At 43.5% G+C, this 19791-nt stretch carries 19 protein-coding genes; 7 read left to right on the top strand and 12 right to left on the bottom strand.

The genetic code is table 11. The features are described from left to right. Positions 1-7: 7 nt before the first annotated feature. The 5 genes from ribH to nrdR all read right to left on the bottom strand — a co-directional run bounded on the left by ribH (position 8) and on the right by nrdR (position 3998). Positions 8-478 carry a 6,7-dimethyl-8-ribityllumazine synthase gene (gene ribH, locus K5620_RS15355; RefSeq protein WP_016402692.1) on the bottom strand — a complete coding sequence of 157 codons (471 nt, stop codon included), beginning with the start codon at positions 476-478 and terminating at the stop codon, positions 8-10. Positions 479-581: 103 nt separating this feature from the next. After that, positions 582-1694, bottom strand: coding sequence for a bifunctional 3,4-dihydroxy-2-butanone-4-phosphate synthase/GTP cyclohydrolase II (ribBA, locus tag K5620_RS15360; protein ID WP_016402691.1), 1113 nt, complete (start codon positions 1692-1694; stop codon positions 582-584). A gap of 64 nt (positions 1695-1758) precedes the next feature. Beyond that, positions 1759-2415, bottom strand: a complete 657-nt coding sequence (locus K5620_RS15365) for a riboflavin synthase (RefSeq protein WP_016402690.1) — start codon at positions 2413-2415, stop codon at positions 1759-1761. Beyond that, on the bottom strand, positions 2415-3548 hold the full coding sequence (gene ribD, locus K5620_RS15370) for a bifunctional diaminohydroxyphosphoribosylaminopyrimidine deaminase/5-amino-6-(5-phosphoribosylamino)uracil reductase RibD (protein ID WP_016402689.1): 1134 nt from the start codon (positions 3546-3548) through the stop codon (positions 2415-2417). The genes K5620_RS15365 and ribD overlap by 1 nt, the downstream gene beginning before the upstream one ends. Continuing rightward, positions 3549-3998 (bottom strand): transcriptional regulator NrdR, encoded by a 450-nt coding sequence (gene nrdR / locus K5620_RS15375; RefSeq protein WP_016402688.1) that lies wholly within the window; start codon positions 3996-3998, stop codon positions 3549-3551. A gap of 354 nt (positions 3999-4352) precedes the next feature. On the opposite strand from nrdR, the gene K5620_RS15380 reads away from it, so the two are divergent. Together K5620_RS15380 and K5620_RS15385 are read left to right on the top strand one after the other, a co-directional pair. Beyond that, the gene (locus K5620_RS15380; RefSeq protein ID WP_016402687.1) at positions 4353-4913 is read left to right on the top strand and encodes a DJ-1/PfpI family protein; all 561 of its coding nucleotides are present in this window, start codon (positions 4353-4355) and stop codon (positions 4911-4913) included. Between the two features lie 74 nt (positions 4914-4987). Beyond that, a complete protein-coding gene (locus K5620_RS15385) occupies positions 4988-5320 on the top strand; it encodes a ribbon-helix-helix domain-containing protein (protein WP_221077394.1) in 333 nt (110 codons plus the stop codon). 353 nt (positions 5321-5673) lie between these two features. Here the strand turns inward: K5620_RS15385 and glyA are convergent, their stop codons facing one another. Next, the gene (gene glyA, locus K5620_RS15390; protein ID WP_016402684.1) at positions 5674-6927 is read right to left on the bottom strand and encodes a serine hydroxymethyltransferase; all 1254 of its coding nucleotides are present in this window, start codon (positions 6925-6927) and stop codon (positions 5674-5676) included. Positions 6928-7230: 303 nt separating this feature from the next. Between glyA and K5620_RS15395 the strand changes: the two genes are divergently transcribed. Together K5620_RS15395 and K5620_RS15400 are read left to right on the top strand one after the other, a co-directional pair. Continuing rightward, entirely contained in the window at positions 7231-8226 is a 996-nt protein-coding gene (locus K5620_RS15395) for a ChaN family lipoprotein (protein WP_040307386.1), read from the top strand. A gap of 248 nt (positions 8227-8474) precedes the next feature. After that, positions 8475-8741 carry an Lpp/OprI family alanine-zipper lipoprotein gene (locus K5620_RS15400; RefSeq protein ID WP_016402681.1) on the top strand — a complete coding sequence of 89 codons (267 nt, stop codon included), beginning with the start codon at positions 8475-8477 and terminating at the stop codon, positions 8739-8741. A 46-nt stretch (positions 8742-8787) separates the two neighbouring features. Here the strand turns inward: K5620_RS15400 and K5620_RS15405 are convergent, their stop codons facing one another. Further along, positions 8788-9699: a L,D-transpeptidase family protein gene (locus K5620_RS15405; protein ID WP_016402680.1), complete on the bottom strand. Its 912-nt coding sequence runs from the start codon at positions 9697-9699 to the stop codon at positions 8788-8790. 273 nt (positions 9700-9972) lie between these two features. Here K5620_RS15405 and ettA point away from each other — a divergent pair, with 273 nt between their 5' ends. Continuing rightward, a complete protein-coding gene (ettA, locus tag K5620_RS15410; RefSeq protein WP_016402679.1) occupies positions 9973-11637 on the top strand; it encodes an energy-dependent translational throttle protein EttA in 1665 nt (554 codons plus the stop codon). Between the two features lie 54 nt (positions 11638-11691). Here ettA and K5620_RS15415 read toward each other — a convergent pair whose 3' ends face one another. The 5 genes from K5620_RS15415 to K5620_RS15435 all read right to left on the bottom strand — a co-directional run bounded on the left by K5620_RS15415 (position 11692) and on the right by K5620_RS15435 (position 17721). Beyond that, positions 11692-14484 (bottom strand): tetratricopeptide repeat protein, encoded by a 2793-nt coding sequence (locus K5620_RS15415; protein ID WP_016402678.1) that lies wholly within the window; start codon positions 14482-14484, stop codon positions 11692-11694. Between the two features lie 146 nt (positions 14485-14630). Continuing rightward, positions 14631-15386, bottom strand: coding sequence for an exosortase-dependent surface protein XDP1 (xdp1, locus tag K5620_RS15420; RefSeq protein ID WP_016402677.1), 756 nt, complete (start codon positions 15384-15386; stop codon positions 14631-14633). A gap of 243 nt (positions 15387-15629) precedes the next feature. Continuing rightward, entirely contained in the window at positions 15630-16367 is a 738-nt protein-coding gene (locus K5620_RS15425; protein ID WP_016402676.1) for a ferredoxin--NADP reductase, read from the bottom strand. A 23-nt stretch (positions 16368-16390) separates the two neighbouring features. Beyond that, the gene (locus tag K5620_RS15430) at positions 16391-16930 is read right to left on the bottom strand and encodes a lipocalin family protein (protein WP_016402675.1); all 540 of its coding nucleotides are present in this window, start codon (positions 16928-16930) and stop codon (positions 16391-16393) included. Between the two features lie 32 nt (positions 16931-16962). Beyond that, positions 16963-17721 (bottom strand): sulfite exporter TauE/SafE family protein, encoded by a 759-nt coding sequence (locus tag K5620_RS15435; RefSeq protein WP_016402674.1) that lies wholly within the window; start codon positions 17719-17721, stop codon positions 16963-16965. 154 nt (positions 17722-17875) lie between these two features. Here K5620_RS15435 and lhgO point away from each other — a divergent pair, with 154 nt between their 5' ends. Then, positions 17876-19081 (top strand): L-2-hydroxyglutarate oxidase, encoded by a 1206-nt coding sequence (gene lhgO, locus K5620_RS15440; protein WP_016402673.1) that lies wholly within the window; start codon positions 17876-17878, stop codon positions 19079-19081. Positions 19082-19305: 224 nt separating this feature from the next. Beyond that, positions 19306-19779, top strand: a complete 474-nt coding sequence (locus K5620_RS15445) for a peroxiredoxin (RefSeq protein WP_016402672.1) — start codon at positions 19306-19308, stop codon at positions 19777-19779. The last annotated feature ends 12 nt before the right edge of the window (positions 19780-19791 follow it).

Consider the following 19791-nt stretch of genomic DNA (forward strand, 5'->3'; position numbering starts at 1 on the left):
CCTCAAATTAAACTTCTATCTGATCAACTAAGTTGATCATTTCCAAAGCGCTTAGGGCAGCTTCGGTACCTTTATTACCCATTTTAGTGCCAGCGCGTTCAATCGCTTGCTCGATAGACTCAGTAGTAAGCACGCCAAAAGTTACTGGAATATCAAATTCCATCATAACTTGAGCTAAACCTTTGTGGCATTCGTTAGCCACTAATTCAAAGTGGTAAGTGCCACCACGAATTACTGTACCTAAAGCAATAATAGCATCGTACTTTTTGCTTGCTGCAATGCGTTTAGCAGCCAGTGGGATCTCTACTGCGCCCGGTACACGAACAACTGTAATGTTGTCATCGCTAATACCACCTTGACGAGTTAGCGTATCCACAGCGCCAGATAACAAGCTCTCGTTAATAAAGCTGTTAAAACGAGCGATAACAATAGCCACTTTAGCGTTTGGTGTAGCTAAATTTGCTTCAATTACTTTCATACTTAATTCTGCCTTTTCTTTGAGTCCATCAAAAAAATCGCGCTATTCTAGCACAACTAATCTGCTAGGCCCTTAATAAAATAATTTCTCACTAAAACTCAGATTATTCTTGGTCGATATACTCAACCACTTCCAAACCGAAGCCAGATAATGCGTGATAACGCTTAGGTGAACTTAACAAGCGCATTTTACTTACACCCAAATCAGCTAAAATTTGCGAGCCCACTCCCACAGTACGTGAAGCACTGTGCGCTTGTTTCTGGGCTGGAGTCTCACCGCGATCTTGCAGAGCAAAGGCTTTAACTTGGTCAATCAAATTATCGGCCTTATCATCGGTACTAAGTAGCACCAGAACGCCATTTTCTTGAGCAATTTTTTCTAGCGCTTTATCCAGCGGCCAGCTCATCTTTCCAGCCCGGTCACTGCCTAATAAATCACTAAAAGTATTGTGTAAGTGCACACGTACCAGCGTGGCCTCATCTTCTTTTATCTCACCAGCTTGCATAACAAAGTGGACTTTTTCATCGATGGTATCGCGGTAGGTAATCAGCTTGAAATCACCGTGGCGGCTAGGCATTTTACATTCTGCTACTCGCTCAATAGTGGTTTCGTTGTTATTACGGTATTCGATGAGATCGGCGATAGTGCCCATCTTTAACCCATGTTCTTTACAGAACACCTCAAGATCAGGGCGACGCGCCATAGTGCCATCTTGATTAAGGATCTCAACAATCACAGCTGCAGGTTCTCGACCAGCTAACCTTGCCAAATCAGTTCCTGCTTCAGTATGTCCAGCGCGAGTAAGTACCCCACCTTCTTGCGCCATTAGCGGGAAGATATGGCCAGGCATAACAATGTCACTAGGCTTAGCATCACGGGCAACGGCTGCTTGCACAGTGCGTGAGCGATCTGCTGCAGAAATTCCGGTAGTCACGCCTTGCGATGCTTCAATAGATACCGTGAAATTAGTAGCAAACTGCTCGGTATTAACATCTACCATCAGTGGCAACTTTAGTTGCTGACAGCGCTGTTTAGTCATGGGTAAACAAATCAATCCACGCCCATAGGTAGCCATAAAGTTGATGGCCTCTGGTGTTACCATATCAGCTGCCATGATGAGATCGCCTTCATTCTCTCGATCTTCATCATCCATTAGCACCACCATTTTTCCATGGCGTAAATCTTCAATAATTTCTTCGATACTGCTTAGTGACATAGCAAAACCTTTCTTACCTTTGGGGATAGTATTTATTGTTATTAGCGCATCTTGATTGGGCGAGCTATTTCATAAAGCCGTGCTGCGCCAAAAATGCAGTATTTATTTTTGAATCGTTAGTGTTCTCATCAGCATAGCCGATTAAACGCTCCACATAGCGAGCGATAACATCAACTTCTAAGTTAATTTTTTGCCCAGGCGACCAAGCACCAATGGTTGTTTGCTCGGCGGTATGGGGAATAATCGTTAAACGTAGCTGTTGCTGCTGTACTTCGTTCACCGTTAAGCTAATGCCATCTACGGTTACGGAGCCTTTATGGGCTATGTAACGCGCCAGATCATTAGGAACCTTTAGCCAAATATTAATCGCACGTGCGCTGGGGCTAATGCTTACTACCTCTGCTAAGCCATCAACATGACCACTGACAATATGACCACCAAAGCGATTAGTCGCGAGCATGGCTTTTTCAAGGTTAACCTTGTCACCTTGTTTGCATTTAGCTAGTGAAGTTAAACTTAACGTTTCGGTAGATACATCGGCGCAAAAGTGCTCATTGCTGAAGTCGACCACGGTTAAACATATACCATTTACCGCGATGCTATCGCCAAGTCTTACATCCGACATATCTAAACCAGCACTGGCGATGTTTAATCGTACGTCACCACTGCGTTTTTCAATGCGAGAAATCTTGCCTAGGGCTTCAATTATTCCAGTAAACATTAATGTGTGCCCTGTGCTTGCGGGATCCAGATAGTTTTAATGTCGGGGCCAATTCGGCGAGTTTCAAGGCATTGCCAAGAATTTAACGCACTCATCGACTGATATCCCTCAAACCCCACTAAACTGTGAGCATCGGCTCCCATCAATAAACCGGCTTGGTAACAGATAAGCTGATCAACCAAGTTAGCTTGAATCAGGGCTGCAGCAAAATTAGCTCCTGCTTCAACCCAAATATCATTTACTTCTGCTTCAGCTAGCTCCTGCATTAATTGCGGCAAAAAATTTGGCGTGTCTTCAATCACCAGCTGTTTTGCGGCTGGCAGTTGCGTTTGTGATTGATGGCCGGCCAGCCAGAAAGACTCACTATTCTTAAAAATATTAAGGTCTTGAGCTGCTTCTGCTAAGCGTTGTTTACGGTCAATAATCACCCGCAATGGCTGGCGCAGCAGTGTTTCATCAAGTTGCTCAGCAAGGCTACCGAGCTCATTAAATCTCACGTTTAAGCTGGCATTATCGCGAATAACCGTAGTAGCGGTGGATAAAATAGCATGGCTAGCGGCCCGTTCTCGTTGCACGTCGCTGCGAGAATGAGCCGAGGTGATCCACTTGCTTTCGCCATTGGCTAAGGCTATTTTAGCATCGATAGAACCAGCAAGTTTCAAGCGAACAAAAGGACGTTTACGCTCAACGCGGCTCAAAAATCCGGGGTTAAGCGCACGCGCTGAATGCTCCATTAGACCGGTACGAACTTTAATGCCAGCCTCTTCAAGTCGCTTAATCCCGCGCCCAGCAACCTGTGGGTTAGGGTCAACCATGGCAATCACTACTTCGGCCACTTGTTGTTCTACTAACATTGTGGCGCAAGCTGGCGTTCTACCTACATGGCTGCAGGGCTCAAGAGTGACATAACAGCTTGCCCCCTTTAGGCTAAAACCACGTTGCTTGGCATCCGCCGCGGCATTCACTTCGGCGTGCCCTTCACCGGCTTTACGGTGATAACCTTCACCAATAATCTGACCATCTTTTACCAACACGCAGCCCACATTAGGATTGGGTGCCGTGGTATATTTTCCGCGCTTGGCAAGCGCAATGGCCTTTGCCATACACTGGCAATCTTGAACGCTAAAACTCACTTACTTTTCCAACTTAGCAATTTCGTCACTAAATTCTTTGATATCTTCAAAAGAGTGATAAACCGAAGCAAAACGCACGTAGGCCACTTTATCTAGGCCAATCAACTGTTCCATAACAATCTTGCCAATGAATTTTGTAGCAACTTCACGCTCGCCAGTCGCCCGCAGCTGCGACTTAATTTTGTTTACCGCTTGCTCTACTTGGTCAACGCTTACTGGGCGTTTTTCCAACGCACGCATCATACCAGCACGCATTTTCTCTTCGTTAAAAGGCTCTCTAATGCCATTGCCTTTAATCACTCGCGGCATTACCAACTCGGCCACTTCAAAAGAAGTGAAGCGCTCATGGCATTCTAAGCATTCACGACGCCTTCTTACTTGGTGGCCATCGGCAACCAAACGCGAGTCAATAACCTTAGTTTCATGAGCAGAACAAAATGGACAATGCATGGGCGATCCCTTATTCGAGTATCCGGCAATTTTATCTGCTAAACCGTCAGAGGTACAGGTTAGCTAAAGCGTAACTATCGAAAATGCCCACAATTCCTTTATTTGGGTAAGGTCTTATCTAAAGAGAATGGTGCTAACTTAGTAAAGGAAGAAAAAATGAGAATTAGCTCTCAGTTTAATCACTGAGCCAAATACTTACTGTTTAGCCCTTAGCTTGTTAAGAGTCTGATTAGATTAAAATTAAGCTTGTTATATAAGCAAATAGCGCTTGCGTAGTAACCAATTACTACCGCTTAGCTTACCGCTCAAGTTAGGCTGCACTAGAAATGTAAACAACTTGTTAAGGAAAGCGTCATGGCGAAGATACTGATTATTGCAGGTGATTTTGTTGAAGATTATGAGTTAATGGTGCCATTTCAGGCACTGCAAATGGTAGGTCACGAAGTTATCGCAACTTGCCCAGAGAAATGCATTGGCGAACAAATTAAAACCGCCATCCATGACTTTGAAGGCGATCAAACCTATACCGAAAGACCGGGGCACAACTTCACTCTCAACGGCAATTTTGCTGACATCGATACCGAGGAGTTTGACGCGCTATTATTGCCCGGCGGACGGGCCCCGGAATACTTACGCTTAAATGCTAAGGTATTAGAAATAATTCAAGCCTTTGCCGCTAAACAACAGCCGATAGCGGCAATATGCCATGGCGCACAGCTATTAACAGCGGCAGGTATTGCCTCTGGCAGACACATTTCTGCCTACCCAGCTTGTGCGCCTGAAGTGACAGCTGCTGGCGGCGACTATGCAGATATTGCCGTTGACCAAGCCCTTACCGATGGGAACTTGGTCACCGCACCAGCTTGGCCTGCTCACCCGCAATGGCTAGCGCAATTCAATAAGCTATTGGCTTAATACTAAATTGAAACGGCAAAAGTTGATTTTGTATACCATGATTAGACTTCGGTTTGATCATGGTGGGATTGCCAATGTGTGAAATTTATTCTGGCGCCGAAGCGGAATTGTTTGAATTGAAGTCTCGGTCGGTGCGTTTAGATGGCGTAGTAACCAGTATTCGTTTGGAAGCAATATTTTGGCAGCTACTGGAGCAAATAGCCGATGAGGCTAACCTTAGTTTGGCGGGCTTTTTAACACAAATTTACCATGAGGTATTACAACGAGAAGAAAAGGTAGGTAATTTTACATCTTTACTTAGAGTGGCCTGTACTACTCACCTTAATCAAGGCAAGCGCTTAACACTCACTAATCCTTCGCTTAAACAAGCGGAATCAGGCAATTCCATTGCCAAGGGATATCTTTAATCTGCAAACATTAAGAAATGATGAACAACATAAAGCTGCCCCAAATTACAAACTGCATAATCATTAATCGTTTTGCACTAGCCACAGGATTCATGTCCATGGTGATTCTCTCTCTTCTGCAATTACCCTTTAGCGCTGGTAATTTGACTTATCAATTAGGTCTTAAAAACTGAGCAATTTCAGTACCAACTGTCTAATTCTCAGGCTAAAACCCAGCCTATCCCTCCTTGGTTTGTGTTCCTATTCACATTTAGTCTTAATAATCCGTAGTTTTACTAACAAACAAATACAAAAAAGGAGGCATAAAGCCTCCTTTCTTTTATCTCGTCAATCCCTGACGTTTACATGCTTACTTAAGCGTAGACCGGGAAACGCTGGCAAAGTTCTAACACTTGGCCTTTAACGCGCTCAATTACCGCTTCGTCTTGTAAATTATCTAATACATCACAAATCCAACCAGCTAACTCTTTAGAAGCAGCTACATCTAAGCCACGACGCGTAATTGCTGGAGTACCAATACGTAAACCACTGGTTACGAATGGAGAACGCGGATCGTTTGGAACCGAGTTTTTATTTACTGTGATGTTTGCACGGCCTAGTGCCGCGTCGGCATCTTTACCAGTAATGTCTTTGTCGATGAGATCAACCAAGAACAAGTGATTTTCTGTACCGTTAGACACAATCTTATAACCGCGCTCTTGCAGTACAGCAACCATAGCTTTGGCATTATCTAATACGTTTTGTTGGTATTGCTTGAACTCTGGCTCCATCGCTTCTTTGAACGCTACCGCTTTTGCAGCAATAACATGCATCAAAGGACCGCCTTGACCACCTGGGAATACTGCAGAGTTAAGCTTCTTCTCTACTTCTTCGTTGGCACGTGCCAAAATCAAACCACCACGTGGGCCAGCTAGTGTTTTGTGAGTAGTAGTTGTTACTACATCTGCAACTGGCACTGGGTTTGGATACAAGCCAGCTGCCACTAAACCAGCAATGTGCGCCATATCTACGAACAGGTAAGCACCTACTTCGTCTGCGATATCGCGGAAACGCTGCCAATCAACCACACCTGAGTAGGCTGAGAAGCCAGCAATAATCATTTTAGGTTTGTGTTCTTTAGCTAAACGCTCAACTTCTGCATAGTCTAACTCGCCAGTTTCTGGGTTAATCCCGTACTGAACGGCGTTGTAGATTTTACCTGAGAAGCTTACGCTTGCACCGTGAGTTAAGTGACCACCATGAGCCAAACTCATGCCTAGTACTGTGTCACCTGCTTTAAGCAAAGCCATAAATACAGCTGAGTTAGCTTGTGAACCAGCATGTGGTTGCACGTTTGCGTAGTCGGCACCAAATAGTTGCTTGGCGCGCTCAATGGCTAGCACTTCTGCTTTATCTACATACTCACAACCACCATAGTAACGCTTACCTGGATATCCTTCGGCGTACTTATTAGTAAGGTAAGAGCCTTGCGCTTCCATTACTCGTGGGCTGGCATAGTTCTCAGAAGCAATCAGCTCAATGTGCTCTTCTTGACGAACTTCTTCTTTAGTAATGGCTTGCCATAATTCGGCATCGTAATCGGCGATATTCATATCACGCTTTAACATCAGTATCTCCTGACTCTTTTGTTACATGTTGGTGGGTGATTTTTCGAAGGCGCATTCTAACCTGAGTCCTTTTCAGATCACAGCAAAATTTTTTACCATTAACGCTATTCAAATGAACAAATGTAACAATAAAACGCTAGCTGCCTTGGAAGCTGTAGTGTGCGTTTAGCCGATTAAATTTGCAATTTTCTCACTAGCTGCTTTGATCTTTATGAAATAAATTCACGTTAATTTAAGCATTACATCTCAGCCCAACAAAGGTTAAGATGATAATGATTATCATCTACAATTAGAGTTTATATTATGTCACTTCGCCTCTCAGGCCTCATTTTGTCACTTTTCTTTCTATCGGCTTGCAGCGCTACTCCGCCTAAAGAGCAAGCAACGCCATCCGCAGATATTCAATTGCAGACTTACTATGACTACGCACTGTACAACCCAAACGACCAACAAATTGTTGAAAACACCCAATCACTTGCCAAGCAACTGGCTGATTCTCAGGTAATACTGTTTGGCGAATACCACAGTCATCCCGCTATCCACTTAGCACAGCTGCGCTTATTGGAAGCCTTATATCAGCAACAAAACCAAATTAGTTTATCGATGGAGCAATTTAATCGCAGCCAACAAGCTTTATTAGATAGCTACCTAGCTAACGAAATAGGTGAAGAATGGCTTATCAAACAAACCAAAGCCTGGGATAACTACCGATCTGATTACCGGCCGCTAGTTGAATTTGCCAAAGATAAACAACTTACGGTAGTAGCAGCCAATGCGCCTCGCGAGCATGTTCGCTGTATTGGTCAGCAAGGCTTAGGCTATTTAGAGGGCTTAGAAGAATCTGAACGCAGCAAACTTGCCCAAGACTTTACAACCAACGATCCGGCCTACCAACAGCGACTGTTTGGTAACGCTCACCATGGCGATAGCGAACAAAGCAAAAATCACTTTTTCGCCATGTTAGCTTGGGATGAGACAATGGCAGAATCTATTACTCTGCAACTGCAGTCTCAAACTACTCAACAGGTGATGCACACGGTGGGCAACTTTCATATTGAACAACGACAAGGCACCTACTCAAGAGTAGAACAACGTCTTGAAGGTAAAAAAGTTAGTTCTTTAGTGGCGATAAACCACAGTGAGTTTATTAAATTAAGCGAGCAACAAAAACAAGCATTAGGTGACTACTTAATTGTGGTAAAAAGCCTGCCGGTGCGTTATCAAAACAAAGCTAATCAGCAAGCAGAATTTAAGCATATTAAGAAACAATCTAGTAAGCAGTGTAAAAGCGCTAACTAACAATTAGCTAGCTGTTACTTAAAATGTCTCTAGGCGGCGACGCCCCTTGTTAAATAAATGTTAACAAATCAACTTAAATAACTGTATTCGCCTTATTTTTTTTTGGTTTTACTAACAAACGCTTGCAGCTTGCTCATATTGAGCCATAATCATACCAGCGGCTCACTCAATTGCAGTGAATAGCTTTGCTTAAACGAATCAACGATTGCTAACAATCGTTAGAATTGAATATAAAGGACGGACTTACCATGAATAAGTTTTTAGTTGCAGGCGCTATTGCTTCTACCATTTTACTAGCGGGTTGTTCTTCAAACACTACCGCTTTAGAAAACAACGTACAATCTCTAAGCGACAAAGTTGATGCACTATCAAACGAAGTTGCAGCTCTTCGTGCAGAGCAAAGCTCTTTGAGTGGCGACATTAAGTCAGCTCAAATGAGTGCTGACCAAGCTAAAGCTGAAGCGATGCGCGCTAACGAACGTATCGACAACATCGCATCTTCTTACACTAAGTAAGTTTAAAGCGATGTGAAAAAAGGTGATGCTAAGCATCACCTTTTTTTTATCCTTGTTTTTCACCTACCGACAAAGCAATGCCTTGCTGGTTTTTCAGCGCTTGATTCACCACCGACGAGTCAACTCCTGCTTGAGTAATAAACTTAATATCATCACGACTCAATTGTAAGGTAGTTGCTTGGGTCACTTCTTCTTCAGAGCGATTAAGCGGCTGGTGCACTTCTAATAAGTACTCGCCACTAGGTTCAAGCGAATGTTTAATCGATTGATTAATGATCCTCACTGGCGTTTTCAGATTAACCTGCGAAAACAGGTATTCGATATCGTCGGGAAACAAGCGTATACAACCAGAGCTAACACGCAAGCCAACACCAAACTCTTTGTTAGTGCCATGAATTAAATACTCACCATTACCATAAGCCAAACGCAGGGCGTATTCACCCAGTGGATTTTCTGGCCCCGCCTGTACAACCGGTGGCAAAATAATCCCCTTAGCTGCATATTCATTACGAATATTTTGAGTAGGTGTCCAAGTAGGTTGCTCTCGTTTTTGACTAATGTAAGTGCTCATCTCTGGCGTTTCGCGGCCAATTCGGCCAATGCCAATAGGTAACACATCTACTTCAGTGCTATTTGGTCGGAAGTAATACAAACGCAATTCCGCAAGATTTACCACCACCCCTTTACGCTCCACATCGGGTAGCAAAATTTGAGTGGGAATAAGAAGCTCTGTATCTTCCTCTGGTAAGAAAGGGTCAACCCCTTTGTTCGCCGCCATTACCGCTAAAAAACCTACACCATAACGCTCGGCGATAAGCGCAATAGTTTCGCCTTTTTGCACTCTGTGCCATTGGTTTCCGCCCAGCAGGCGACTTCCATCTTCGGGTAAATCGTAAGTTAAGGCTGAAACTGAAAATGCCATACATAGGGCAACACAGGCCAATAAAATCTGTTTCATTTAATCTGCAGTGTCAAATTGTGATGATTCCAACATACCACTATTACTTTAGAAATTCGACAAGCCCTGATGGCTATCTCTGTTAAAAACAAGCAGATAGTACCGCTTTATGCTGCTTCACTATGCAACATCAAAAAACCGCCGCATAAAGTGGCTTACAAAGCTAGCTTCCATCTACGAAGCCAGTATCATAGCGGAAGATAAAAGTAGCGAATTTGGGTGTATGCTTTAGCGACACAAAAATTCGAGTATAGACCCTTAAAGGAACGGCAAATGGCCCAATTTATTTATACGATGAACCGCGTTGGTAAAATCGTTCCCCCTAAAAAACATATTCTTAAAAACATTTCTTTAAGCTTTTTCCCTGGCGCTAAAATTGGCGTACTCGGTTTAAACGGCTCAGGTAAATCTACCCTACTACGCATTATGGCGGGTATTGATACCGATATTGAGGGTGAAGCACGTGCTAACCCAGGAACCAAAATTGGTTACCTTGCCCAAGAACCTCAAATGGACTTAGACAAAACGGTTCGCGAAGTGGTTGAAGAAGCAGTAGCTGTGGTAAAAAATGCCCAAACTCGCTTAGACCAAGTTTATGCCGAATACGCAGAACCCGATGCAGACTTTGACGCCTTAGCTAAAGAGCAAGGTGAATTAGAAGCGATTTTGGCTACTCATGATGCACATAGTTTAGAGAATCAACTAGAGCGTGCAGCCGATGCCTTACGCCTACCAGAGTGGGACCAAAAAATTGAGAAGCTTTCTGGGGGTGAACGTCGCCGCGTAGCACTGTGTCGCTTGTTGCTTGAAAAACCAGACATGCTGCTACTTGACGAACCTACCAACCACTTAGATGCAGAATCTGTAGCTTGGTTAGAGCGCTTCTTACATGATTATGAAGGTACTGTTGTGGCGGTAACCCACGACCGTTACTTCCTTGATAACGTAGCGGGCTGGATTTTGGAACTAGACCGCGGTGAAGGTATTCCGTGGGAAGGTAACTACTCTTCTTGGCTTGAACAAAAAGAAGACCGCTTGAACCAAGAAGCCTCTCAAGAAAAAGCTCGAATGAAATCAATTCAGAAAGAGCTGGAGTGGGTTCGTTCAAATGCGAAAGGCCGTCAGAGTAAAAGTAAGTCTCGTATGGCTCGCTTTGAAGAACTTAATACTCAAAGTTTTCAAAGCCGAAATGAAACCAACGAGCTATTCATTCCAGCAGCGCAACGACTAGGTGATAAGGTTATTGATGTTAACAACCTAAGCAAGGCTTATGATGGACGAGTGCTAATTAACGACCTGTCATTTAGTATTCCTAAGGGAGCGATTGTAGGTATTATCGGTCCTAACGGGGCGGGTAAATCGACTCTATTTAAGATGATTACTGGTGCAGAAAAGGCAGACTCAGGTAGCGTAGAAGTTGGCGAAAGTGTTCAGATAGCTAGCGTGGACCAGTTCCGTGATGCGATGGATGATAAAGCCACCGTATGGCAAGAAGTGTCTGGCGGTTCCGATATTCTAAAAATTGGTAATATCGAAGTACCAAGTCGCGCTTATGTTGGTCGATTCAACTTTAGAGGTGGTGACCAACAAAAACGCGTTGGGGAGCTATCGGGTGGTGAACGTGGCCGTTTGCATTTGGCTAAGTTACTTCAAACTGGTGGTAACGTACTGCTACTAGATGAACCAACCAACGACTTAGATGTTGAAACACTACGAGCGCTAGAAAATGCACTCTTGGAATTTGCTGGCTGTGCTATGGTTATCTCGCATGACCGTTGGTTCTTAGACCGTATCGCCACTCACATTCTAGATTACCGCGACGAAGGACAAGTTAACTTCCACGCAGGCAACTTTACCGAGTACGAAGCTTGGTTAAAAGAAACCATTGGTGAAGAAGCCGCTCAGCCTCATCGCATAAAATACAAACGTATTGGCTAAGTATGAGCGACAAAAAAGGCCACTTACGTGGCCTTTTTTATTCCTCCAAGGAGCTTAGCCCAAGCTCTCCAGTAATGCTTTAGCGTCTTCATACTCAGAGAATTGCTGATCTAATTCCACAGCTGCTTCTGCTTCCGCTTTAGCCTCGGCCTTGCGCCCCAACTTACTAAGAGCAAATGCCAAGTGATAGCGAATTGCGGCATCTGATGCGTTCATTGTGTAGGCTTCACGTAAGTAAACTAAACCCTGGTCAACATTGCCACGCTGTACTTCAATCCATCCAATAGTGTCCAAAATAGCGGCGTTTTTAGCACCCTGCTCTACTACCTGTGCGACAGTTTGATAAGCTTTATCTAAGTCTTGGCCAGAGTAAATATTTGCTAAATTATTCAAAATACCCGGATCTTGCTTTAATGCTGGCAAGGCGAGCAAGTCTTCATAGTGTTGTTGAGCTTTAACAAGCTGCTTATGGTGCAAATAGCTATCGGCCAAAATACGTTTATGCCAAGCCAACTCTGCAGCAGTAGTAACTAAACCTTCCATTTGTTGATGAAAAGCATCATCGGCAATGCCTTGTTTAGCCAGTTGATACAAACGCACTACCGCCTCTCGATTAAACGCATTCAACTCTACAGCTTTACTGTAATTTTGCTGAGCTTGTTCCTTTTGGCTTTTGCGCATTTGAATATCGCCTTGCAAGAGAAACAACTGGCTACTTTCACCAAATTTGTTGGCTAAATCTGCCACCGTCTTTTCCGCAGCTTCCAAGTCATTTTGTTCCAGTTCTACTTTAGTTAACAGGATCAAAGTTGACATATTTTCCGGTGCCAACTGGTGAGACTTTAATAGAGAGCTCTTAGCATTTGCTAACTGCTTGGCTTGGGCTTGCATTCTGGCTAAGCCTATTAACTTATTTGGCTGCTCTTTCCAAATACTGTCCAATAAACCTAAGGGGTAGTCTGCGTCTTCATATCGTTCTAATCGAATAAGAATTTCTGCATAAGCACTTAAGTAACGCTCATTCAAAATATACTCTCGATTTAGCTTCTCAACTTCGGCTAAGGCATTCGACCATTGTGCTGTTTGCATATACGTATCAAGTTTTAGCTCGCGTGCCTGGCGATTGTCTTGTTCGTATAGCAAAACTTTATCAAGCTGTTCAGTCGCTTCTAGATAGTTTTTTTGCTCAAGGTGAATGCGAGCAGCCAAAAGGTGACTTGGCGTGTGCTGTTTGTTTACGGCTAACAAGGTGTCTAAGATTTGTAGTGCTTCTTCAGTGCTGCCCTGCGCTCTCCAGACCACTGCTTTGTTAAAGCTAGCACCTACATTATTTGGGTTGTTTGCTAACACTTCATCAAGATAACGCAGTGCCAATTCTGCTTGTTTTGTCTTAATGTAATAAGCAGCAATTAAGTTTTGCGCATTGGCATTGTTTATGTTTCTGGCAATTAAACTCTCAATTACAGGGCTAGCTTGGTCAAACTTGTTCAGTTCTAAAGCTAATTCGCCTTTCAACTGTAACCACTTTATCGGCGCATTATCCTCGGTAAAAGGAAGCTCTTCCAACAGACTAAAGGCCCGCTCGGATTCACCACTTGCCCGAGCCAATTCAGCATCCAAAATCACCATGTAATTTGAGTCGCTATGGTAGGCTCTAATTTGCTCAAAAGCTTGTTGAGCCGCACGTAGCCTACCGGCATCAATGTACAAATATACTAACTGAACCGACAAGCCTAAGTCGCGAATAATGTAATCGAAGTTATCTTGCAAAAGTAACTGCAGCTTGTAGGACTCGTTATTACGAAGGTAAAGCTTAGACAGCATTCGGGTAGCCCCGAGATCACTGGGCTTTTGACGTAAGTACTGACTTAAGTACTGCTGGGCTTTTTCATCGTTTTCTAAAATAAATTCCGACGCGCCCTGAATAAATAGCAAAGTGTTTGCGTCTGTTAGCTCCTCAGTTTCTGCAGCAGAGACCTTTTGAGATAAATCTGCTAAGGCTCGCTCGGCCATTTCGGTATTGTCTTCACCGGCAAACAAAGTAGCGCCGATCAATATCGCTGTAGGATCATTGGGTGTTTGTTCTTGGATTATCTTTAAATAGCCTTTAGCTTGCTCAATCTGGTTAAGCTTAAGGTGAGTCATCACTAAGCTTCGCAAAATCTTTGGGTCTTGAGGATCAAGTCGATAAGCGGTTTGATAATGCTCCAAGGCAAGAGGTAAGTTGTTCTGACCCGCAGCTAAATCGCCTTTCAACAACCATGTTCTCTCATTATTTTTGGCTATTTGTAATGAACGCTCTATCCATTGCTCTGCAAGTACGTATTCTTTTTGTCTTAAATATAAAGTTGCTAAGGTATTCATCGCACTTGTCTTATTCGGCATAAGCTTAGTAGCTTGCTCAAATTCATTGCGCGCTAATTCTGGTTGAGCATTCTTTAAGTAAATTCGACCACGCAATAACTTCCACTCAAACAAACTCGGCTTAGAGAACTCATTAATTCGCTCTTCAAACGCAAGCAGTTCGTTAGTTTTCCCCTGCAACAGTAGGATATTGCCAAGCAGTGGTAATACCAAATTAATGTCGGCTCCTAAGACTAAGGCCTCTTCTAACTGTTTCTCAGCAGAACCTAAGTTATTTGCGTTAAAGTATACTTTGGCGAGCATTAGCTTTGAGGAAAGGTGTTCAGGATTAGCTTTTAGTGCATTTTTTAAATGGATGAAGGCTTCATTTTCTTCTCCACTATGAAAGGCTTTAACAGCGAGTTCGTACTCGTTAGCCTGCTGATCAGCAAAGCTAAGATTTGTTATACACAGTAAACACAGAGCTACTAAAAATTTGTTCATTATCAAAGCTAATTCCTTGTTGCTTCAAGGGCTAGTCAATTAAGCCTTAAACAGTATCTAATGAACAGATAGTAAAAAAAAGACAAAAAAATACGAAATACAGAGTATTTCGTATTTTTAATTAAACAGGAAAAGGAAGTATTGGTTTAAGCTTGGCGCTTTCTGCTACGTAATGCGATGCCAAATAAGCCAGCAGCAAACAGTAGTACAGTGCCTGGCTCTGGTACGCTGGTTACAGGTACTTGAGGGCTGTTAGTTGATACACCCGCCAACTTAAAGCCATCATTACCACTAGACCACCCTAAACTCCCGAAAATTGGATTATAAGCACCAATCAACCAATATTTTGAAGCAGCACTAGAATCAATAGCTTGGTACGCGAATTCGTCAGCGTTGCTTACTTCTGCTTCAGTGGTCCAACCCAATCCGGCTAAATCAGCCCAGGTATTGTTGTACAAAGCAGGAGCATCATTGCCAGAATATGCTAATACTGATACATCAGCATGGCTTGATTGACTGTTAGTGCCATAGTCTTCGCTAGCCCAACCTAAGGTAAAGCCAGCTAGGTTAACTGCTTCATCAAAGCTTAGAAGCACCATGTCAAAGTCATTGCCATAGCTATCAATTGAGTGCTGAGGAGTACCGCTTTCATTATCGCGGTTGTACGACATTAGACCCCAGTTACTGCTGTACGTAAGTTTAGTTGTTCTTAAGGTTGAATCCGCAGGACGCGCAGTATCAGACCAGCCTTGAACACTAAGGCCATCTAGGTCAAGCGTATTGCCATAACCGTTACGGTTGCCACCGTTTAATGTGCCGTCATCAAAATCCCAAACTTGCTCGGCAGAGAAAGCAGACAACGAAACCGCGCAACTTGCTACTAATAAAATTTGTTTAAACACAGTGCCCCCAAAATAGCAGTATGTATATCTTTAATATCACTAAGCAGATTAAAGCAAAAATTAAGCCAAGATAAATAACTCTTTATATACAGCAACTTAAATAATAGATTTAAATTATTATTGTCATATTGTAAAAAATACCGACAACAATTGCTGAGATTTTACGCTTATTGCTAATCAATACATCAAATAAGTGACAAAACTTCTATACGAAAGAGTAACATTTACGCTCAAAAAAACACACTACCAATAGCGTTCTACCGTCACTTGTCCTGGCTTTCGTCGAAGGTTTTTCTTTAAGCCTTTATTCTCAAGTATGCTTTGAGCATCAGTGATCATTTGCGGATTACCACACATGATCACCTGAGAGTCTTGCGCATTAAGACTAAGCCCTACTGCATCCTCTAGTTGATCCGCTTCCAGTGCAGCTGGGATCCTGGCCCTGAGTGCGCCGACGCAATCTTCTCTGGTTACCATGGCTTGAAAGACAAATTTATCCGCTTGCTCATTTAAGTACTTATCAATCAGCTCTTGATAAGCAATGTCCTTAGCTTTTCGTACACCGTAAACCAGCACAATTTTCTCGAATCGCTCCCAAGGCTCTGGAGTTTCTAACATTGAGAAAAATGGGCCTATTCCGGTGCCCGTACCAATTAACCAAAGGTGCTTAGCGAGAGGGACTTCGTCTAGTACCATAAACCCTGCTGCCGCAGTTGAAACTTCAATGCTATCGCCAACTTGCAATAAGTGTAGATTGGGTGACAGCAGCCCATCTTCCACCTTAATAGCCAGTATTTCTAAATAGTCTGTGTTGGGAGGGTTAACCAGCGAGTAAGCACGGGCAATACGCTTGTCATCTCGCATTTCAGACAACTTGATAAACTGCCCTGCAACAAAAGGATCTATCTCTGCTTTAATGCGTAAGGAAAACAGTTCATCGTTCCAATCTATACGTTGAATTACTTTACCTTCAGTCCACATAGTTGCTCCTGTTGTAAATCTCTTCACTCTTTTGACGCTATCACATCACCGTGGTGTTCTACAAAAATCAGTTCGCTAGTATCAAATCCAAGCTCTTTAGCTTGATGTACTAAATCGGTACGAATGGCGTGTGATAGCTCGGGGCTTCTGGCTAACAACCACAAATAATCTCGGTTTGGCCCTGCCACTAGAGCATATTGATAGTCTTTTTCATCTAAAGCAAACACCACATAAGCGCCGTAAAATGGCCTAAAGAATGACACTTTCAAGTGTGCAACATCAGGCTCACTAACAAACTGCGCCACACCTTCTGCTTCAAACCATTGGTGGTCTTGCTCGGAAAAGCCTTTATTCAGAACAGATACCTTGCCGTCATCACGCAGGGTATAAGTTGCAGTAACGTGACTCATGCCGCGCTCAAATGAATGATCCAAGCGAGCGATTTCGTACCAAGTACCTAAGTACTTATCTAGATTGAAATTCTGAACAGGCTCAATACCTTCAGGCTTAGAACTGCAAGCACTCAATGCTAGCATAGCAATGATAATTAACACTTTTTGCATACTACCTTCCTATTAATTTGCCGCTATAAGATCTAAAACCACAATGCGGCTATGCAGCCTACTAAGGTCATCACAAACAAAAACCATTTAAGCGTATTAGCGGCAGCTTTTATGGCAAATTTAACCGCGTAATGTGCGCCAATAATGTAACCAATGGCCAATACCAACCCCGGTAGCCATAACACTTGGTCACGGGCGATAAAGACCACCAAGGCCACACTAGTAAAAGCAATGGTACATACTAATTTCAGCGCGTTAGCCCTGACTAAATCGTAGCGCAAACTCCCTGCCAACGCGGCAACCAAAATAAACCCGACCCCAGCTTGTACAAAACCGCCGTAAAAACCGGCGACGGCCAAGCTCCATTTAGCCGAGGGAGTATCTTTCATTTTACGCGCTTCAGTTCCGGCCTCGGGGGCTACAACACTAGGTTTAATTAGCATTAGTGCAGCCATCGCCAGCATGGCGCCAAGCAACAAATATTTAATGATCCATGAAGGAGCATAAGAGGCCGCTACTGCGCCAACCAAACCACCCACTAAGGTTGGCCATAAAATAGGGGCGACATCATCAGTATCCAATTTACCGTGTTTTTTGAAGCCCAATACCCCAGTTAAACACTGCAAAAAAATACCCACCCTATTGGTTGCATTTGCAACCTCTGCTGGCATCCCCATTACCATTAACGCAGGAAGTGTTAGATTCGATCCCCCTCCCGCCAAGGTATTGATAACTCCGGCAAATAATCCTACTGTGAGTAACAACAATCCATGATAAATTGTGAAATCCATTTAGCGCCTCATTAGCCCTTTGGTAAGTTTGACCTTATCACTGACGCAGGCTTTATTCAGTAGCAGATTTTTATCTTTAGTCTAAGCTGAGATTTTTCTTTGCCAGAATGAAGCTTAAAGTCATATGGATATCAGTAGTAAAAGGAATGGTTCAGTGAACTATGATTACAGCATTATTGGTGGAGGCATCGTAGGCCTCGCCAGCGCTTTAGAACTGATTAAGCGAAAACCTAGCGCCAAAATAGTGCTACTAGAAAAAGAATCTTCACTCGCCTTTCATCAAACAGGCCATAACAGCGGCGTAATTCATGCTGGAGTTTACTACCAGCCAGGCAGCCTAAAAGCCGAATTCTGTAAGCAGGGTTTAATAGACACCATCAGCTTTTGCCAACAGCACGACATTCCCTACTTGCAATGCGGCAAGCTACTCGTGGCCACTAATCAACAAGAATTGAGTGATATGCAGGCGCTCGCCACACGCTGTGAGCAGAATGGCATTAAGGTAAAACCGCTTAACGCCAAACAACTGCAGGAAATAGAACCTAACATCGTTGGCTTAGGTGCTTTGCAAGTAAAAGACACCGGCATCGTTAGTTATCCTCAAATCTGCCAAAAACTGGCCGAGTTATTTCAACAAGCCGGCGGTGAAATTTTGCTGTCTCACCAAGTAACAGGATTGAGCGAACAAACCGATAAGATATTGATTGATACGCAGCATGGTCAAATTAGTAGCCAATACCTTATTGCCTGCGGAGGGCTTATGGCCGACCGCCTATGCAACATGCTTAAGCTAGATATCGACTTTCAAATTGTTCCTTATCGAGGCGAATACTATCAATTACAACCTAGGCATAACCAACTGATTAAACACCTTATTTACCCCATCCCTAATCCCGACTTGCCATTTTTGGGTGTTCATCTTACTAAGATGATAGATGGTAGTGTGACGGTAGGCCCCAACGCCGTACAAGGTTGGTCCAGAGAGGGTTACAACAAGGGGTCCTTTAACCTTGCCGACACCAAAGAAATGCTCGGTTTCAAGGGTTTTTGGAAAGTGGCTAAACAGCATTTTCGTAGCGGCCTCAGCGAAACCAAAGACTCCATGTTTAAATCAGGTTATCTGCAGCGGGTAAGAAAATACTGCCCTAGCTTAAACATTCATGACCTTCGCCCTTATCCTAGCGGCATTCGGGCTCAAGCAGTGTTAAGAGATGGAACCTTGGTTCATGACTTTTTATTTGCAAGCAGCCAGCGTAGCTTACACGTATGTAATGCGCCCTCACCCGCGGCCACGTCTGCCTTCCCAATTGGTAAGTATATTTGCGATAAGCTAGAGCAAGATTTAAGTCCATCGAAGTAAGTCACTAAGCTTAGATATTAACAAGGGTAGCCAATTGGCTGCTCTTTTTATTTTAGGCGGCATCAAGCTTGGCTCTCTCTAACCAACAAGCAGAGCTTAAACACCTTAGTGCAAAGCTTGAAGTTGTTATTTGCTACGCCACTTGCACTAAGCTCCTTTCCCCCTTAGGCTAAAACGTCTAAGCAAGCTATAGCTTGGTTTCACTACTCACTAGGAAGAGCAAAATGATAGAACTAGGGCAAGTTATTCCAGACACCCCATTAGCCGAACTTAATCAACAAGGTATGCAGAATCACACCAGCCATGAGCTGTTTGCGGGCAAAAAGGTGGTTCTATTTGCGGTACCCGGTGCATTTACCCCCACTTGTTCTGAAGCCCACCTCCCCGGATACGTCGTACTGGCTGACGAAATAAAAGCCAAAGGCGTAGATCTTATAGCCTGTGTATCAGTAAATGATGCCTTTGTTATGCAAGCATGGGGCGAAGCGCAAAACGCAGAAAACATACTGATGTTGGGCGATGGCGATGCCAGTTTTACTAAAGCACTAGGCTTAGATATGGACACCGCCAGTTTTGGCGGGGTACGTTCGCAGCGCTACGCAATGATAATTGATAACTTAACGGTTACTCAGCTAAATGTAGAACCACCTAAATCCTTTGAGGTGAGCAAGGCCGAACATGTTCTTAGTCAACTATAAACATCAATAAAC

Source organism: Agarivorans albus (assembly GCF_019670105.1).
GTDB classification, from domain to species: Bacteria; Pseudomonadota; Gammaproteobacteria; order Enterobacterales; family Celerinatantimonadaceae; genus Agarivorans; species Agarivorans albus.

Excerpts from the sequence above, each read along its gene's own strand:
- ribH (WP_016402692.1), bottom strand. The coding sequence starts at position 478 with ATGAAAGTAATTGAAGCAAATTTAGCTACACCAAACGCTAAAGTGGCT.
- ribBA (WP_016402691.1), bottom strand. The coding sequence starts at position 1,694 with ATGTCACTAAGCAGTATCGAAGAAATTATTGAAGATTTACGCCATGGA.
- K5620_RS15365 (WP_016402690.1), bottom strand. The coding sequence starts at position 2,415 with ATGTTTACTGGAATAATTGAAGCCCTAGGCAAGATTTCTCGCATTGAA.
- nrdR (WP_016402688.1), bottom strand. The coding sequence starts at position 3,998 with ATGCATTGTCCATTTTGTTCTGCTCATGAAACTAAGGTTATTGACTCG.
- K5620_RS15380 (WP_016402687.1), top strand. The coding sequence starts at position 4,353 with ATGGCGAAGATACTGATTATTGCAGGTGATTTTGTTGAAGATTATGAG.
- K5620_RS15385 (WP_221077394.1), top strand. The coding sequence starts at position 4,988 with ATGTGTGAAATTTATTCTGGCGCCGAAGCGGAATTGTTTGAATTGAAG.
- glyA (WP_016402684.1), bottom strand. The coding sequence starts at position 6,927 with ATGTTAAAGCGTGATATGAATATCGCCGATTACGATGCCGAATTATGG.
- K5620_RS15395 (WP_040307386.1), top strand. The coding sequence starts at position 7,231 with ATGTCACTTCGCCTCTCAGGCCTCATTTTGTCACTTTTCTTTCTATCG.
- K5620_RS15400 (WP_016402681.1), top strand. The coding sequence starts at position 8,475 with ATGAATAAGTTTTTAGTTGCAGGCGCTATTGCTTCTACCATTTTACTA.
- K5620_RS15405 (WP_016402680.1), bottom strand. The coding sequence starts at position 9,699 with ATGAAACAGATTTTATTGGCCTGTGTTGCCCTATGTATGGCATTTTCA.
- ettA (WP_016402679.1), top strand. The coding sequence starts at position 9,973 with ATGGCCCAATTTATTTATACGATGAACCGCGTTGGTAAAATCGTTCCC.
- K5620_RS15415 (WP_016402678.1), bottom strand. The coding sequence starts at position 14,484 with ATGAACAAATTTTTAGTAGCTCTGTGTTTACTGTGTATAACAAATCTT.
- K5620_RS15425 (WP_016402676.1), bottom strand. The coding sequence starts at position 16,367 with ATGTGGACTGAAGGTAAAGTAATTCAACGTATAGATTGGAACGATGAA.
- K5620_RS15430 (WP_016402675.1), bottom strand. The coding sequence starts at position 16,930 with ATGCAAAAAGTGTTAATTATCATTGCTATGCTAGCATTGAGTGCTTGC.
- K5620_RS15435 (WP_016402674.1), bottom strand. The coding sequence starts at position 17,721 with ATGGATTTCACAATTTATCATGGATTGTTGTTACTCACAGTAGGATTA.
- K5620_RS15445 (WP_016402672.1), top strand. The coding sequence starts at position 19,306 with ATGATAGAACTAGGGCAAGTTATTCCAGACACCCCATTAGCCGAACTT.